Origin of the sequence: Azonexus hydrophilus, from assembly GCF_001956855.1 — a bacterium.
In the GTDB taxonomy this organism is placed as follows: Bacteria; Pseudomonadota; Gammaproteobacteria; order Burkholderiales; family Rhodocyclaceae; genus Azonexus; species Azonexus hydrophilus_A.
In genome coordinates this window covers 481667-496661 of the sequence record NZ_MTHD01000001.1, presented here as the reverse complement: position 1 = coordinate 496661, position 14995 = coordinate 481667, and the positions used below count along the sequence as shown (strand labels likewise).

At 58.1% G+C, this 14995-nt stretch carries 25 protein-coding genes; 2 read left to right on the top strand and 23 right to left on the bottom strand.

All coding sequences use genetic code 11. The annotated features are described in order from the left end of the window. Positions 1-9 precede the first annotated feature (9 nt). Together BJN45_RS02420 and BJN45_RS02415 are read right to left on the bottom strand one after the other, a co-directional pair. Positions 10-1161: an OmpP1/FadL family transporter gene (locus tag BJN45_RS02420; RefSeq protein WP_076091684.1), complete on the bottom strand. Its 1152-nt coding sequence runs from the start codon at positions 1159-1161 to the stop codon at positions 10-12. Between the two features lie 58 nt (positions 1162-1219). After that, the gene (locus tag BJN45_RS02415; protein ID WP_076091682.1) at positions 1220-1618 is read right to left on the bottom strand and encodes an acyl-CoA thioesterase; all 399 of its coding nucleotides are present in this window, start codon (positions 1616-1618) and stop codon (positions 1220-1222) included. Positions 1619-1711: 93 nt separating this feature from the next. Between BJN45_RS02415 and BJN45_RS02410 the strand changes: the two genes are divergently transcribed. Together BJN45_RS02410 and BJN45_RS02405 are read left to right on the top strand one after the other, a co-directional pair. Beyond that, entirely contained in the window at positions 1712-3541 is a 1830-nt protein-coding gene (locus BJN45_RS02410; protein WP_076091680.1) for an ABCB family ABC transporter ATP-binding protein/permease, read from the top strand. A 93-nt stretch (positions 3542-3634) separates the two neighbouring features. Next, complete coding sequence (locus BJN45_RS02405; protein WP_076091678.1) at positions 3635-5173, top strand: SpoIIE family protein phosphatase; 1539 nt, start codon at positions 3635-3637, stop codon at positions 5171-5173. Between the two features lie 69 nt (positions 5174-5242). Here the strand turns inward: BJN45_RS02405 and rplQ are convergent, their stop codons facing one another. The 21 genes from rplQ to rplP all read right to left on the bottom strand — a co-directional run bounded on the left by rplQ (position 5243) and on the right by rplP (position 14995). Further along, on the bottom strand, positions 5243-5644 hold the full coding sequence (gene rplQ, locus BJN45_RS02400; protein ID WP_076091676.1) for a 50S ribosomal protein L17: 402 nt from the start codon (positions 5642-5644) through the stop codon (positions 5243-5245). Positions 5645-5701: 57 nt separating this feature from the next. Further along, entirely contained in the window at positions 5702-6676 is a 975-nt protein-coding gene (locus BJN45_RS02395) for a DNA-directed RNA polymerase subunit alpha (RefSeq protein ID WP_076091674.1), read from the bottom strand. Positions 6677-6700: 24 nt separating this feature from the next. After that, entirely contained in the window at positions 6701-7330 is a 630-nt protein-coding gene (rpsD, locus tag BJN45_RS02390) for a 30S ribosomal protein S4 (RefSeq protein WP_076091671.1), read from the bottom strand. 12 nt (positions 7331-7342) lie between these two features. Then, the gene (rpsK, locus tag BJN45_RS02385) at positions 7343-7732 is read right to left on the bottom strand and encodes a 30S ribosomal protein S11 (protein ID WP_066880003.1); all 390 of its coding nucleotides are present in this window, start codon (positions 7730-7732) and stop codon (positions 7343-7345) included. Positions 7733-7744: 12 nt separating this feature from the next. Next, a complete protein-coding gene (rpsM, locus tag BJN45_RS02380) occupies positions 7745-8107 on the bottom strand; it encodes a 30S ribosomal protein S13 (protein ID WP_076091669.1) in 363 nt (120 codons plus the stop codon). Positions 8108-8157: 50 nt separating this feature from the next. Continuing rightward, positions 8158-8271, bottom strand: a complete 114-nt coding sequence (gene rpmJ / locus BJN45_RS02375; protein WP_028994206.1) for a 50S ribosomal protein L36 — start codon at positions 8269-8271, stop codon at positions 8158-8160. A 74-nt stretch (positions 8272-8345) separates the two neighbouring features. Further along, entirely contained in the window at positions 8346-8564 is a 219-nt protein-coding gene (gene infA, locus BJN45_RS02370; RefSeq protein WP_076091667.1) for a translation initiation factor IF-1, read from the bottom strand. 5 nt (positions 8565-8569) lie between these two features. Further along, the gene (secY, locus tag BJN45_RS02365; RefSeq protein WP_076091665.1) at positions 8570-9892 is read right to left on the bottom strand and encodes a preprotein translocase subunit SecY; all 1323 of its coding nucleotides are present in this window, start codon (positions 9890-9892) and stop codon (positions 8570-8572) included. Between the two features lie 19 nt (positions 9893-9911). Beyond that, positions 9912-10346 (bottom strand): 50S ribosomal protein L15, encoded by a 435-nt coding sequence (gene rplO, locus BJN45_RS02360; RefSeq protein WP_076091663.1) that lies wholly within the window; start codon positions 10344-10346, stop codon positions 9912-9914. Positions 10347-10349: 3 nt separating this feature from the next. Beyond that, a complete protein-coding gene (rpmD, locus tag BJN45_RS02355) occupies positions 10350-10532 on the bottom strand; it encodes a 50S ribosomal protein L30 (protein WP_076091661.1) in 183 nt (60 codons plus the stop codon). Between the two features lie 3 nt (positions 10533-10535). Further along, a complete protein-coding gene (gene rpsE, locus BJN45_RS02350) occupies positions 10536-11063 on the bottom strand; it encodes a 30S ribosomal protein S5 (protein WP_076091659.1) in 528 nt (175 codons plus the stop codon). Between the two features lie 26 nt (positions 11064-11089). Next, entirely contained in the window at positions 11090-11446 is a 357-nt protein-coding gene (gene rplR / locus BJN45_RS02345; RefSeq protein ID WP_076091657.1) for a 50S ribosomal protein L18, read from the bottom strand. Positions 11447-11455: 9 nt separating this feature from the next. Next, a complete protein-coding gene (gene rplF / locus BJN45_RS02340; RefSeq protein ID WP_076091655.1) occupies positions 11456-11986 on the bottom strand; it encodes a 50S ribosomal protein L6 in 531 nt (176 codons plus the stop codon). Positions 11987-11999: 13 nt separating this feature from the next. After that, positions 12000-12398 carry a 30S ribosomal protein S8 gene (gene rpsH, locus BJN45_RS02335; protein ID WP_076091653.1) on the bottom strand — a complete coding sequence of 133 codons (399 nt, stop codon included), beginning with the start codon at positions 12396-12398 and terminating at the stop codon, positions 12000-12002. 14 nt (positions 12399-12412) lie between these two features. After that, positions 12413-12718, bottom strand: a complete 306-nt coding sequence (rpsN, locus tag BJN45_RS02330) for a 30S ribosomal protein S14 (RefSeq protein WP_076091651.1) — start codon at positions 12716-12718, stop codon at positions 12413-12415. 7 nt (positions 12719-12725) lie between these two features. Next, positions 12726-13265, bottom strand: a complete 540-nt coding sequence (gene rplE, locus BJN45_RS02325) for a 50S ribosomal protein L5 (RefSeq protein ID WP_076091649.1) — start codon at positions 13263-13265, stop codon at positions 12726-12728. Positions 13266-13274: 9 nt separating this feature from the next. Then, positions 13275-13592, bottom strand: coding sequence for a 50S ribosomal protein L24 (gene rplX, locus BJN45_RS02320; RefSeq protein ID WP_076091647.1), 318 nt, complete (start codon positions 13590-13592; stop codon positions 13275-13277). Between the two features lie 10 nt (positions 13593-13602). Beyond that, positions 13603-13971: a 50S ribosomal protein L14 gene (rplN, locus tag BJN45_RS02315; protein WP_066879990.1), complete on the bottom strand. Its 369-nt coding sequence runs from the start codon at positions 13969-13971 to the stop codon at positions 13603-13605. Between the two features lie 150 nt (positions 13972-14121). Beyond that, positions 14122-14388, bottom strand: coding sequence for a 30S ribosomal protein S17 (gene rpsQ / locus BJN45_RS02310; RefSeq protein ID WP_076091645.1), 267 nt, complete (start codon positions 14386-14388; stop codon positions 14122-14124). Further along, positions 14385-14579: a 50S ribosomal protein L29 gene (rpmC, locus tag BJN45_RS02305; RefSeq protein ID WP_076091643.1), complete on the bottom strand. Its 195-nt coding sequence runs from the start codon at positions 14577-14579 to the stop codon at positions 14385-14387. Before rpmC ends, rpsQ begins: the two co-directional genes overlap by 4 nt. 2 nt (positions 14580-14581) lie before the next feature. Continuing rightward, positions 14582-14995, bottom strand: coding sequence for a 50S ribosomal protein L16 (gene rplP / locus BJN45_RS02300; protein ID WP_028994191.1), 414 nt, complete (start codon positions 14993-14995; stop codon positions 14582-14584).

Sequence of the window (14995 nt, the reverse complement as noted above, 5' to 3'; positions counted from 1 at the left end):
CACGACCCCTTAGAACCCGACGGAGTACTGGACGCCAACCACGTGGGCACCGCTCTCGTACTTGCCGACCGCTGCACCGTCGGCAATTTTCGCATCCCGCATGTAGCGATAGGCGTAACCGGCATCAATGACACTGGCACGACCGAACTTCCACTGACCACCAAGCGACAGCCAGAGGCGGTCGTTATCCGGCAGACGGACGCTGCGATTGCTGTCGCTCACCGGCGAACGATCATAGGCAACGCCAAACTTGAACTTGCTGGTATCGCTCATCTTGTAGGCAGCGCCCCAGGCAATTCGCCAGGCATTGTCGGCATTGAAGACTTCGTTGGCCAGCACGGCGCCAGTGGCGCGATTGACTACGGCGACACGATCAACCGAACTCCAGCGCGTGTAGGACAGGTCACCCATCGCCTCCCAGCGATCAGAAACCTGTTGCCAGACCGACAGCGTGAAAACGCCGGGCAACTCGACATCGGCCTTGGCGGCAACGCCGTTGCGCCGACCTTCGAGTTTGTAATCAATGCCGGAACGATAGGCAACCCCGACGCGCATCGCCGGAGACAGGGTAAACAAGGCGCCGACATTCCAGCCCACAGCGCCGTCATCTGCCTTGAAGGAGGCGGTGCTGTCGGTCAGGCGCACATCCATGGTCTGATAATTCAACCCGAAGCCGAGAGCCAGCTTGTCGTTGACCTTGTAAGCCACCGCCGGGTTGATATTGACCGTACTGATTTCCGACTCAATACCTTCCGCAGCACCTGTCCAGCCGGCGTTATAGTCCGTCGCCATCTGGAATGGACGGGAAATACCCAAGCCGGCGCTCAGACGCGGATTGATCTGCCAGGTCAGATAGGCATTCGGCAGCATCGCCGACTCACCTGCATCGCCACCCGAGGAAACGCCGGCGACACTGCGGAACTTGTGCGATTCGCTGACGCCGACAACCCCGGCAGAAAAATGGAAGCCGCCGAGCTGCGTCATGCCGGCCGGGTTGTAAAACACGGTGCTGGCATTATCGGCAATCGCTGCCGAGCCTGCGTAGGCAACCCCGAGCCCGCTGGCATTCTGTTCCAGGGACTGGAAACCGGCAGCCGACGCCAAGCCGGAAAAAGCCAGCAGCATCAGGGCAGGCAGGGTACGCATAGTGGTCTTGATCATTGCTTCGTTCCTCGAAGGCTTCGGAATTATTTAACCGCGCGATTTTATTCCATTTTGCTCATTTTTCGGCGGGGACTTCACGCTTGCCGCCGGATTCGTCTATCGCCACATAGGTCAGCTCCGCCTGGGTAACCCGGACGGTGATCGGATCAGCGTGATTGCGCTCGGCAAAAACCTCGACACAGACGGTGATCGAGGTCCTGCCGACATGGACGATCTCGGCGTAGAAGCTGACGATATCACCAACGGAAATGGCCTGCCGGAACTGGAACGAGTTCACCGAAACAGTGGCGACCCGGCCACGCGCACGCCGCATTGCGGGTATGGCCCCGGCAACATCGACCTGAGCCATGACCCAGCCGCCGAAAACATCGCCGTTCTGATTCAGGTCGGCAGGCATGGGTACGACGCGCAGTGCGGGTTGGCGTTCGGGCAACTGGACAGGTTCAGACTGCATGCGACTTCCTTCAAGAGATAACAGCCACGATTCTCCCGGAAACCCGGCGCATTTCATATACTCGCGCTTTCCCACCAAGGATTTTCTGCCACCATGCGTCGCGCCACCGCGTCACCCAAGCCACCGGCCGGCCAGCCGCTGCCGGAAACCCACGTCTGGCAAACCTTGCGCACGCTCTTCCCCTACCTCTGGCAGTATCGCTTCCGCGTTGTCGCTGCGTTGCTCTGCCTGATTACCGCCAAGCTGGCCAACGTCGGCGTCCCGCTCGTCTTCAAGGACATGATCGACGGCATGTCCGGCGAAGTGCTGGCGCTGCCGGTACTGCTGCTGGCGCTGTACGGTGCTCTGCGGTTTTCCAACTCGCTGTTCACGGAATTGCGCGAGATCCTGTTTGCCCGGGTGACCCAGCGCGCCATCCGGCAGGTGGCGCTGGAGGTCTTTCGCCATCTCCATGCGCTGTCGCTGCGCTTCCACCTGGAGCGCCAGACCGGCGGCATCTCGCGCGATGTCGAGCGCGGCACGCGTTCAATCTCCAGCCTGATTTCCTACACGCTGTATTCGATCCTGCCGACACTGATCGAAATCACCCTGGTCCTCGTCATCCTCTTCGTTCAGTACGACATCGGTTTCGTGCTGATCACCGCTGCTTCGTTGCTCGCCTACGTGGTGTTTACCGTCAAGGTCAGCAACTGGCGCATTGCCATCCGGCGTGCTGTCAACGAAAACGACTCGGCGGCCAATACACGTGCGGTGGACAGCCTGCTCAACTACGAAACGGTCAAGTATTTCAACAACGAGGCCTGGGAAGCACGGCGCTACGACGAGCAACTGCTGAAGCTGGAGGACGCCAGCACGCGCAGCCAGACAACGCTGGCCTTCCTCAACCTCGGCCAGCAAGCCATCATTGCCCTGGGCGTGACAGCGATGATGTGGCGTGCCGCCCACGGCGTCGTCGAAGGCACGATGACCATTGGCGATCTGGTACTGGTCAATGCCTTCCTGATCCAGCTCTACATGCCGCTCAACTTTCTCGGCATCGTCTATCGCGAAATCCGCCAGGCACTGACCGATATCGAACGCATGTTCGGTCTGCTCAAGGAAAACCGCGAGATCGCCGATGCCGCCGACGCCCACGACCTGCCCGCCGAACGCGCCATGGCGATCGAGTTTGCTGCGGTCGACTTCGGTTACGAGCCAAATCGGCAGATTCTCCGCCATGTCAGTTTCACGATCCCGGCCGGTCACACACTGGCCGTCGTCGGTCATTCCGGCGCCGGGAAATCCACGCTGTCGCGCCTGCTCTACCGCTTCTACGATGTCACCGGTGGCGCCATCCGGATCAACGGCCACGATCTGCGGCAACTGACCCAGCACAGCCTGCGTTCGGCCATCGGCATCGTGCCGCAGGACACCGTGTTGTTCAACGACTCGATTCTCTACAACATCCGTTACGGCCGCCCCGAGGCCAGCCTCGAGGAAGTTCTGGCAGCAGCCCGCGCGGCCAGCCTGCATGATTTCATCGAGTCACTGCCGGACAAATACGAAACGCGCGTTGGCGAGCGCGGGCTGAAACTATCCGGCGGCGAAAAACAGCGTGTCGCCATTGCCCGTGCGCTGTTGAAAAATCCGCCGATACTGATTTTCGACGAAGCCACCTCGGCACTGGATTCAGCGACCGAGCGCGCCATCCAGCGCGAGCTTGAACTGGCAGCGCGCGGACGCACCACGCTGACCATCGCTCACCGGCTATCCACGGTCATGAACGCCGACTGCATCCTGGTCATCAGCGACGGCAGCATCGTCGAAAGTGGCACCCACGCGGCGCTGTTGGCGAATGATGGCGAATACGCCAGGATGTGGTTCCTCCAGCAACGTGAAATTCAGGACGAGCGCGGGCAAGCCATTGCCGCCGTGGTAGGATGATGCCGTTCCGGGAGCAGATCCTTTCCGTTGCAACATCAGTGTAGAGACCGCTCTCGTGATGATTGGCTTCCCGACAGAAACAGGCCAGTAACGATGAACACCGCATTCGACAAGATGAGCGTTCTCGCGGTAGATGACAACCGCACCAACCTGCACATATTGCAGGTCTTCCTGAAAAAACTCGGGCACGATGTCATCCTCGCCGAGAACGGCGAGCAGGCCGTGCAGCGCTTCGAGCAGTTGCAGCCGGATCTGGTCCTGCTCGACATCATGATGCCGGTCATGGATGGTTTCGAGGCGGCACGGCGGATCAAGGCGGCCTGTCGCGACAAGTGGGTACCCATCATCTTCCTGTCGGCACTGAATCGCGACGAAAACCTGGTCGAAGGACTCGAAGCCGGCGCCGACGACTACCTGACCAAACCGATCAATTTCGTCGTCCTCGAAGCCAAGCTGCGCTCGATGCAGCGCTCCCTGACCATGCAGCAGAGTGCAGCGGTCGCCCTGGAAAGGTTACGGGCAATTTCGGACAACGTCCTCGATGCAATCGTCACCGCCGACACCAACGGCCAGATTCTTACGGTCAACCAGGCTACGGAGCGTATTTTCGGCCGACCATCCAGAGAGATGATCGGCCAGCCCGTGACCCAGTTGCTGCCGGAAATCTTCACCGGTAGCGATGCGGAAGGCAGGAACGGGAGCAGTTGCAAGCTTGCTACATTCAAGGGACGCGACCGCGAGGGCATAGCTGTCCGGCGGGATGGACAGCAGTTTCCGGTCGAGATTGGTGTATCCGAGGTATGCATTGACCAGGAGCGACTGTTCGTTGGCGTCATCCGTGACATTTCGGAACGCAAGCGCTCGGAAATCCAGCTCCAACAGAATGCGACCTTGCTGCAAGCGTATTTCGATCACAGCCAGAATGAGCAACAACTGGCCATACGGCTGATGGAAAAACTGCTGCACCGCCCCGGCCTGCGCGATCCGCGCCTTCGCTACAAGGTGACGGCAACGGAGAACTTCAGCGGCGACATCGTCGCCGCCTCACGCTCGCCGGAAGGCCGATTTTATGCCCTGCTCGCCGACGCAACAGGACATGGCCTGCCGGCAGCAATCAGTGTCCTACCGGTACTGGCATTGTTCTACCGGATGACACGTCTGAATCGCACCATCCGCGAACTGATCATTGAAATGAATCAGCAATTGCGGGAATCGATGCCGGTCGGACGTTTCGTCGCGGCGACCGTAGTCTGCCTGGATGAAATCAGCCTGTCAGGTGAAATCTGGATCGGCGGAACACCGGAGGCCTATCTGATCAATGCCCAGGGCCACCCGACCGACCGCTTCGCCTCGGAGAATCTGGCGCTGGGCATCCTCGACAGCGACCAGATCGAGATCAAGCCGCGCTGCTTCGACTGGACCACAGACAGCCAGCTTCTCATGTACTCCGATGGCTTGCTGGAAGCCGCCAATGCAGAGGGGGTGCAATTCGGATCGGCAGGGGTGCTGGCAGCGATCGCCGACACCCTGCCAGTGAATCGATTCGCTGCACTCGAGGACGCACTCGCCGCACATCTTGGTGAAATTCCGGCGGCTGACGACGTTTCGCTGATGATCATCGACTGCCCATGAGCAAAACTGATCAGATGTGACAGACGAAAAAAAAGGCCGGAAACCCGGCCTTTTTTGATGAAGCGTCGATTACTCGGCAGCTTCGTCGGCAATTTCAACCGCTTCGGTGGGTTCCGGGCGATCGAGCAATTCGACGAAAGCCATCGGTGCGTTGTCGCCAACGCGGAAACCGCACTTCAGGATGCGCAGGTAGCCACCCGGACGGGTTGCATAGCGCGGGCCGATTTCAGCAAACAGCTTGACGACGATCTCGCGGTCACGCAGGCGATCGAACGCCAGGCGCTTGTTGGCCAGCGACGGGTTCTTGCCAAGCGTGATCATCGGCTCGACGACACGACGCAGTTCCTTGGCCTTCGGCAACGTGGTCTTGATGGCCTCGTGACGGAGCAGGGAAACGGTCATGTTGCGCAGCATCGCCAGGCGATGGCTGGTGGTACGGTTCAGTTTGCGAAGTCCATTGCGGTGACGCATGGTTAATCCTTTCTATGTTCTGCAGGCGTCCCTTGACTGCCCGGATCGGGAAAAGGCTTACGCCTTCTCCAGACCGGCGGGCGGCCAGTTTTCCAGTTTCATGCCCAGCGTGAGACCACGCGCGGCAAGAACTTCCTTGATTTCGTTGAGCGACTTGCGACCCAGATTCGGCGTCTTCAGCAGCTCATTTTCGGTGCGCTGGATCAGGTCGCCGATGTAGTAGATGTTCTCGGCCTTGAGGCAGTTCGCAGAACGAACCGTCAGTTCGAGATCATCGACCGGACGAAGCAGCACCGGGTCGACCTGAGCCGGCTTGGAAGCCTCGGCAACGGGTGCCGTACCTTCCAGGTCAGCGAAGACCGACAGTTGCTCGATCAGTACGCGGGCTGCGTAACGGATCGCTTCTTCCGGCTCGACAACGCCGTTGGTTTCAATATCGACAATCAGCTTGTCCAGATCGGTACGCTGTTCGACCCGGGCATTCTCGACCGAGTAGGCAACGCGACGAACCGGGCTGAACGAGGCGTCCAGCACGAGCTGACCAATGGTTTTGGCATCGCCGAGATTGCGCACGTTACCGGGAACATAGCCACGGCCTTTTTCGACCTTGATTTCCATCGACAGCTTGCCGGCGGTGGAAAGGTGGGCAATGACGTGCTCCGGATTGATGATTTCGACGTCGTGCGGCAACTCGATATCGCCAGCACGGATCACGCCCTCGCCTTCCTTGGCCAGCTTCAGGGTGACGACTTCACGGTTATGCAGCTTGAAGACGATTCCCTTGAGGTTCAAAAGGATGTCAACGACATCTTCCTGAACACCGTCGATAGTCGAATATTCATGCAACACGCCGTCGATCGACACTTCCGTCGGTGCGTAGCCAGGCATCGAGGACAGCAGGATGCGACGCAGGGCGTTGCCGAGGGTATGTCCGAAACCGCGTTCAAACGGCTCCATGACAACCTTGGCTTCGACCGGCGAAACACTCTGCACGTCGATGATGCGGGGCTTAAGAAGTCCACTGCTCTGCATGGGCTTGATTCCTCTGCTTGCGGGTTACTTCGAATAAAGTTCGATGACCAGACCTTCGTTCAGGGTTGCCGGCAGCTCCGAGCGCTGCGGCATGGCCTTGAACGTGCCCTTGCCTTCCTTGACATCGACAGAAATCCATTCCGGGAAGCCACGTGCTTCGGCAGCTTCGAGAGCGGCCTTGCAACGCAGGGAAGCGCGGGAACGATCGGTCAGCTGGACAACATCACCCGGCTTGACGAGGTAGGAAGGAATATTCACGCGCTTGCCGTTAACCAGAACGCCGTTGTGACGGACGATCTGACGGGATTCAGTGCGCGAAGCACCAAAACCCATGCGGTAGGCGACGGAGTCCAGGCGGGCTTCCAGCAACTGCAGCAGGTTTTCACCGGTCTGGCCCTTGCGGCGGTCAGCTTCGGCAAAGGTGCGACGGAACTGGCCTTCAAGAACGCCATAAACGCGACGGATCTTCTGCTTGGCACGCAGGTGGACGCCGTAGTCGGAGAGACGGGCGCCAGACTTCTGGCCATGCTGACCCGGTGCGTACGAGCGACGCTCGATGGCACACTTGTCGGTAAAACACTTTTCGCCCTTCAGGAACAGCTTTTCGCCTTCGCGGCGGCACTGACGGCATTTCGGATCGAGATTACGAGCCACTTGTCTTTCTCCTTAGATGCGGCGCTTCTTGGGCGGACGGCAGCCGTTGTGCGGCACCGGCGTCACGTCGGAAATCGCGGTGATCTTCATGCCCAGTGCATTCAGCGCACGGACAGAAGATTCGCGGCCCGGGCCTGGGCCCTTGATGCGCACTTCCAGATTCTTAACGCCACATTCCTGCGCGGCTTTGCCGGCAGCTTCCGCAGCGACCTGGGCAGCGAACGGGGTGGACTTCCGCGAACCGCGGAAACCGGCACCGCCGGAAGTTGCCCACGACAGCGCGTTGCCCTGGCGATCGGTAATGGTGATGATGGTGTTGTTGAACGAAGCGTGAATGTGGGCAATGCCCTCGGCAACGTTCTTCTTAACCTTCTTGCGAACTTTGGTAGCAGTCTTGGCCATGTTCAGTCCCTATTACTTCTTGCCAGCAATGGCCTTGCGCGGGCCCTTGCGGGTACGTGCATTGGTCTTGGTACGCTGACCGCGGCAGGGCAAGCCCTTGCGGTGACGCAGACCACGGTAGCAACCGAGGTCCATCAGGCGCTTGATGTTCATCGTGACTTCGCGACGCAGATCACCTTCGACGGTGAACTTCGCCACTTCATCACGCAGACGGTCCATATCCGTATCGGAAATGTCCTTCATTTTCGTGGTACGACCAACACCGGCCGCGTCACAGATCTTCTGTGCGCGGGTACGGCCGATGCCATAAATCGCCGTGAGGGCGATACAGGCATGCTGATGGTTCGGAATGTTTACCCCTGCAATACGGGCCATTGACTCACTCCAATATTTCTAAAATTAACGAATGCCGACTTCGTCAGGAATTAACCCTGGCGCTGTTTGTGACGCGGATCCTTGCAAATGACGCGAACGACACCCTTGCGACGGATCACCTTGCAATTGCGGCAAACGCGCTTCACTGAAGGTTGCACTTTCATGTTTTACTCCTCGTCTGCGAGAGCTTGGAAGCAGCCGTGATTCCTTGCCCTGCGGTTTATTGCGTAGAGAACTTTTACTTTGCCCGGAAAACTATCCGGGCCTTGCTTAAATCATACGGAGTCAATTGCACAGTGACCTTGTCGCCCGGCAGGATACGGATGTAATGCATCCGCATCTTGCCGGAGATAAAGCCAAGGACAACGTGTCCGTTTTCCAACTTGACCTTGAAAGTTGCGTTGGGGAGGTTCTCAACGACCTCGCCCTGCATCTCGATATAGTCTTCTTTAGCCATTGCGCTTACTTGATCATCGGGGACCCCTTGAAGTTTGCTTTCTTCAAGAGACTTTCATACTGGTGGGACATGACATAGGCCTGGACCTGAGACATGAAATCCATGGTGACGACAACGATGATCAGCAGCGAGGTACCCCCGAAATAGAACGGTACGTTCCATTTGAGAATCAGGAATTCCGGCAGCAGACAGACCACGGTGATGTACGCCGCACCGATCAGCGTCAGACGCATCAGAATCTTGTCGATGTAACGCGCGGTTTGCTCACCCGGACGAATCCCGGGAACAAAGGCGCCGCTTTTCTTCAGATTGTCAGCCGTTTCCTTGGAATTGAACACAAGGGCGGTGTAGAAGAAACAGAAGAAGATGATCGCTGCAGCGTAGAGCATCACATAGATAGGCTGTCCTGGCGACAGGACCGCAGCCATATCCTTCAGCCACGTCATCGATTCGCCGGAACCAAACCAGCCAGCCAGCGTGGCCGGAAACAGGATGATCGACGAAGCGAAGATCGGCGGAATGACGCCCGACATGTTCAGCTTGAGCGGCAGATGGGAGCTCTGACCGCCATAAACCTTGTTGCCAACCTGGCGCTTGGCATAATTGACCAGAATCTTGCGTTGACCGCGCTCGACGAACACCACAAAGGCAGTGACGAGAACGACCAGCAGACAGATGACGATCGCCGTCAGCGGATGCATCGCACCGGTACGAACCAGTTCGAGCAGGCCACCGATCGCGCTTGGCAAACCAGCAGCGATACCGGCAAAAATGATGATCGAGATACCGTTACCCAGACCACGCTCGGTAATCTGCTCGCCCAGCCACATCAGGAACATCGTCCCAGTCAGCAGGGTGGATACCGTCGTCAGGCGGAACATGAAACCCGGATCATTGACCAGCCCGGCCTGCGCTTCCAGCGCAACCGCGATGCCGATACCCTGGAAGAGGGCCAGCACGACAGTACCGTAACGGGTGTATTGAGTGATCTTGCGTCGTCCAGCCTCGCCCTCTTTCTTGAGAGCTTCGAGCTGCGGGCTGGCAACACTCATCAGTTGCATGATGATCGACGCCGAAATGTACGGCATGATCCCCAATGCGAAGATGGTGAAGCGCGACAGGGCGCCACCCGAGAACATGTTGAACATGCCCAGGATGCCGCCTTGCTGCGAATTGAACAGATCGGCCAGAACGTTGGGGTCGATACCGGGAACCGGGATGTGCGCGCCAATGCGGTACACAACCAGGGCGCCAAGCAGGAACCACAGCCGGCGCTTGAGGTCGCCGAACTTTCCACCCTTGCCAACGGTATTGGGATTTGCAGCCAACGTTCTAACCTTTCCTGTCTTACTCGGCGATCGAGCCGCCGACTGCCTCAATGGCAGCCTTCGCACCCTTGGTCGCACCAACGCCCTTGAGGACAACCTTGCGGGTAATGGCACCCGACAGGATCACCTTCGCGGACAGTGCGTCACCCGGAACAATACCGGCAACTTGCAGAACCAGCAGATCGATTTCCTCGACCGGCAGGTTTTCCAGCTCGTTCAGACGAACTTCGTAGTTGCGGGCACGCGTCAGCGAGTTGAAACCGCGCTTCGGCAGGCGGCGTTGCAAAGGCATCTGACCGCCTTCGAAACCGACCTTGTGGAAACCGCCGGAACGGGACTTCTGACCCTTGTGGCCACGACCACAGGTCTTGCCGAGGCCAGAACCGATACCGCGACCAACGCGCTTGGCGTTCTTCTTGGAGCCTTCAGCCGGCTTGATGGTATTCAGACGCATGGCTTAACCCTCAACCTTGACGAGATACTGAACCTTCTGGATCATGCCGCGAACACACGGCGTATCCAGCAGCTCGGCAGAGCTGTTCAGCTTGCGCAGGCCGAGACCACGAACGGTGGCGCGGTGGTCCTGCTTGGTGCCGATGATGCTCTTGACGAGCGTCACTTTGATTTTCTTGTCAGACATGACTTACCCCAGGATCTGATCAACCGACTTGCCGCGCTTGGCAGCAATTTCGGCCGGCGTATTCACCTTCGACAGACCGTCGATGGTGGCACGCACGATGTTGTAGGGATTGGTCGAGCCGTGTGCCTTGGCAACCACGTTGGTCACGCCGACCACCTCGAAGACGGCGCGCATGGCGCCGCCGGCGATGATGCCCGTACCTTCCGGTGCCGGCTGGATCATCACGGTCGTTGCGCCATGACGGCCCATCACGGTGTGATGGACGGTACCGTTCTTCAGGCTGACCTTGGCCATCTTGCGACGAGCCTCTTCCATTGCCTTCTGAGCGGCCACCGGCACTTCGCGGGACTTGCCCTTGCCCATGCCGATGCTGCCATCGCCATCACCAACGACGGTGAGTGCTGCGAAACCGAGAATCCGGCCGCCCTTCACCACCTTGGTGACGCGATTGACCGCGACCATCTTTTCGCGCATGCCGTCATCACGCTCTTCAGCTTGCTGCGGCTTCTTGTTTCTTTCAGGTTTAGCCATTTTGTAACCTATTCCTTTCGCGGCGATCAGAACTTCAGACCGGCTTCACGCGCAGCTTCCGCCAACGCTTGAATACGACCGTGGTACTGGAGCCCGGAGCGATCGAAAGCCACCTGCTCAACACCGGCGGCCTTGGCGCGCTCGGCGATCAGCTTGCCAACAAAAGTGGCTGCAGCCTTGTTACCGCCATTCGCGACATCGCCACGAACGTTCTTGTCCAGCGTGGAAGCCGAAGCCAGGACCTTGCCGCCACACGGCGAGATGATCTGGGCGTAAATGTGGCAGTTCGTGCGGTTGATACACAAGCGCACAGCCTTGAGCTCGGCGATTTTGGCCCGGGTTTTGCGGGCACGACGCAAACGTGCTTCTTTCTTGTTAAACATATGCCACCCTTACTTCTTCTTGGTTTCCTTGATAACCACCACTTCGTCCGAGTAACGCACACCCTTGCCCTTATAGGGCTCCGGCTTGCGATAGGCACGAACTTCGGCGGCAACCTGCCCGACTTGCTGCTTGTCCGAGCCCTTGATCAGGACTTCGGTCTGGGTCGGACATTCGACTTTCACACCGGCCGGCATCTTGTGCGCGACAGGGTGCGAAAAGCCGAGCGAAAGGTTCAGGACATCGCCCTGAGCCTGGGCGCGATAGCCCACGCCGACCAGTTGCAGCTTACGCTCGAACCCCTTGGAAACGCCAACGACCATGTTATTGAGGTTAGCACGCATGGTGCCCCACATGGCGGATGCATTTTCCACGCCTTCAACCTTGGAAACGACGATACTCTGCCCTTCCTGGCTGATCTTAACGGCGGGGTTCGCGGCCGTCTTCAGGGTACCCAGGGGCCCCTTCACGACGATCTGCTCACCGATGGCGACTTCAACACCAGCCGGCAGCACGATTGGATTTTTACCTACACGAGACATTTTGCTTCGCTCCTTACGCCACGATGCAGAGGACTTCGCCCCCGACACGGGAAGCGCGCGCCTTGCGGTCGGTCATCACACCCTTCGGCGTGGAGACAATCGCCACACCAAGGCCGTTCATGACGCGCGGAATGTCCTCTGCACCCTTGTAGATGCGCAGACCAGGCTTGGAGATACGCTCGATGCGCTCAATAACCGGACGACCGGCGTAATACTTGAGTGCGATTTCGAGAGTCGCCTTGCCATCATCAGCCTGACGGACAGCAAATTCTTCAACGTAACCTTCATCCTTGAGCACGGCAGCAATAGCCACCTTGAGCTTGGACGACGGCATGGACACAGACGCCTTTTCGGCGAGCTGGGCGTTGCGGATGCGGGTCAGCATGTCCGCGATGGGATCGCTCATAGCCATTTCTGTATCTCCTCTTACCAGCTGGCCTTGACAACACCCGGAATCTCGCCATTGAAGGCAAGTTCGCGGATCTTGTGACGGCACAGGCCGAATTTACGGAAAACACCACGCGGACGACCGGTCAGCTGGCAGCGATTGCGCAGACGCGACGGGCTCGAATTACGCGGCAGCGCCTGGATCTTCAGACGGGCTTCGTAACGCTCCTCGTCCGACAGGCTCACGTCGTTGATGATCGCCTCAAGGGCAGCGCGCTTTTTCGCGAACTGCTCCACCATCTTGCGGCGCTTCTCTTCACGGTTGATCAGAGCAAGTTTTGCCATGATTGCCTCAATTCTTGAACGGGAACTTGAACGCGGCAAGCAGGGCCTTGGCCTCTGCATCGCTCTTCGCGGTCGTGGTGATGCTGATATTCATACCCCGGAGAGCATCGATCTTGTCGTACTCGATTTCCGGGAAAATGATCTGTTCTTTGACGCCCATGTTGTAGTTACCCTGGCCATCGAAACCCTTGCCAGCAACGCCACGGAAGTCGCGAACACGCGGCAACGCGATGGTGACGAGACGATCAAGGAATTCAAACATGCGCGGACCGCGCAGGGTAACCATGCAACCGATCGGGTAGCCATCACGAATCTTGAAGCCAGCGATCGACTTGCGAGCCTTCGTGGTAACAGGCTTCTGACCAGCGATTTTCTGCATGTCGCCAACGGCGTTCTCAAGCACCTTCTTGTCAGCAACCGCCTCGCCAACACCCATATTCAGGGTGATCTTGGTGATGCGCGGCACTTCCATGATGGACTTGTAACCAAACTGCTTGGACATCTCGCCAACGACGGAGTCCTTGTAAAACTGCTGCAAACGCGCCATGACTGCCCCTTATGCGTTCACCAGTTCGCCGTTCGACTTGAACACGCGAACCTTGCGACCATCTTCCAGAGACTTGAAGCCGACACGGTCAGCCTGCTTCGTCGCCGGATTGAACAGCGCAACATTGGAGATATGGATCGGCATGTCCTTATCAACGATGCCACCCTGGACACCCTTGATCGGATTCGGCTTGACGTGCTTTTTCGCACGATTCACACCTTCAACAAGGAGATGCTCCTCGTCGATGCGCGCCAGCACGGTTCCGCGCTTGCCTTTATCCTTGCCGGTAATGACGATGATTTCGTCGCCCTTGCGAATTTTTTCCATTGCGCTCTCCTTACAGAACTTCAGGAGCCAGGGACACGATCTTCATGAAGCGCTCGGTACGCAGTTCGCGGGTGACCGGGCCAAAGATGCGCGTGCCGAGCGGCTCGAGCTTGTTGTTGAGAAGAACTGCGGCATTGCCATCAAAGCGCACCAACGAGCCATCAGGACGACGAACACCCTTGGCGGTACGAACCACCACGGCGTTATAGACGTCACCCTTCTTGACGCGACCACGCGGCGCAGCATCCTTGATGCTGACCTTGATGATGTCGCCAATGCCGGCGTAGCGGCGCTTGGAGCCGCCAAGCACCTTGATACACATAACTGAACGGGCGCCGGTGTTATCGGCGACGTCCAGCGTCGTCTGCATCTGAATCATTTAAATAAACTCCAACTTAATCCGCTGAGCGGTCAGTCTTGGAACCCGTGAGGGTCGAACAGATTTGCATGCTAGTTTGATAGCTGCAAAAAAGAAGCCGGATTATACCGGCTTCTTTACTGACTGCGCAAGCATTTTGAAGAAAAATCGTCAGACGACGATAGCCTTCTCCAGAACAGTGGTCACCGCCCATGCCTTGGTCTTCGAAACCGGACGGGTTTCGACGATTTCAACCAGGTCACCGGCCTTGGCCACATTACCTTCGTCGTGCGCGCTGTACTTCTTGGAACGAACCATGACCTTGCCGTACATCGGGTGCTTGACCTTCCGCTCGACCAGGACGGTTACCGTCTTTTCCATCTTGTCACTGACCACACGACCGATCAGCGTACGCTTGATGCTGGAGGATTCGCTCATTGCTGCACCGCCTTTTCACGGATGAGGGTGCGAACGCGAGCGATGTCGCGACGAACCTTGGACATTTGGCTGGTGTTGGACAGTTGTTGCGTTGCAATCTGCATCCGCAGGCCAAACTGCGCCTTCAACAGGTCCAGCAATTCCGTCTTGAGCTCGTCCACGCTCTTGGTTCTCAGTTCACTAGCTTTCATGATTACCCCAGATGACGAGTCACGAAGGTGGTGGCAATCGGCAGCTTGGCGGCAGCAAGGGCAAATGCCTCGCGAGCCAGCGCTTCATTGACACCATCCATCTCGTAAAGAACCTTGCCCGGCTGGATTTCGGCAACCCAGTACTCCGGATTACCCTTACCGTTACCCATACGAACTTCTGCCGGCTTCTTGGAAATCGGCTTGTCCGGGAAGATACGGATCCAGATGCGACCACCACGCTTGATATGGCGGGTCATCGCACGACGGGCTGCTTCAATTTGTCGCGCGGTCAGACGACCACGGCCGGTAGCCTTGAGGCCCCACTCACCGAACGACACCTTGGTGCCGCGGGTAGCCAGACCTTCATTGCGTCCCTTGTGCTCCTTGCGGAACTTGCGACGATTAGGTTGCAACAT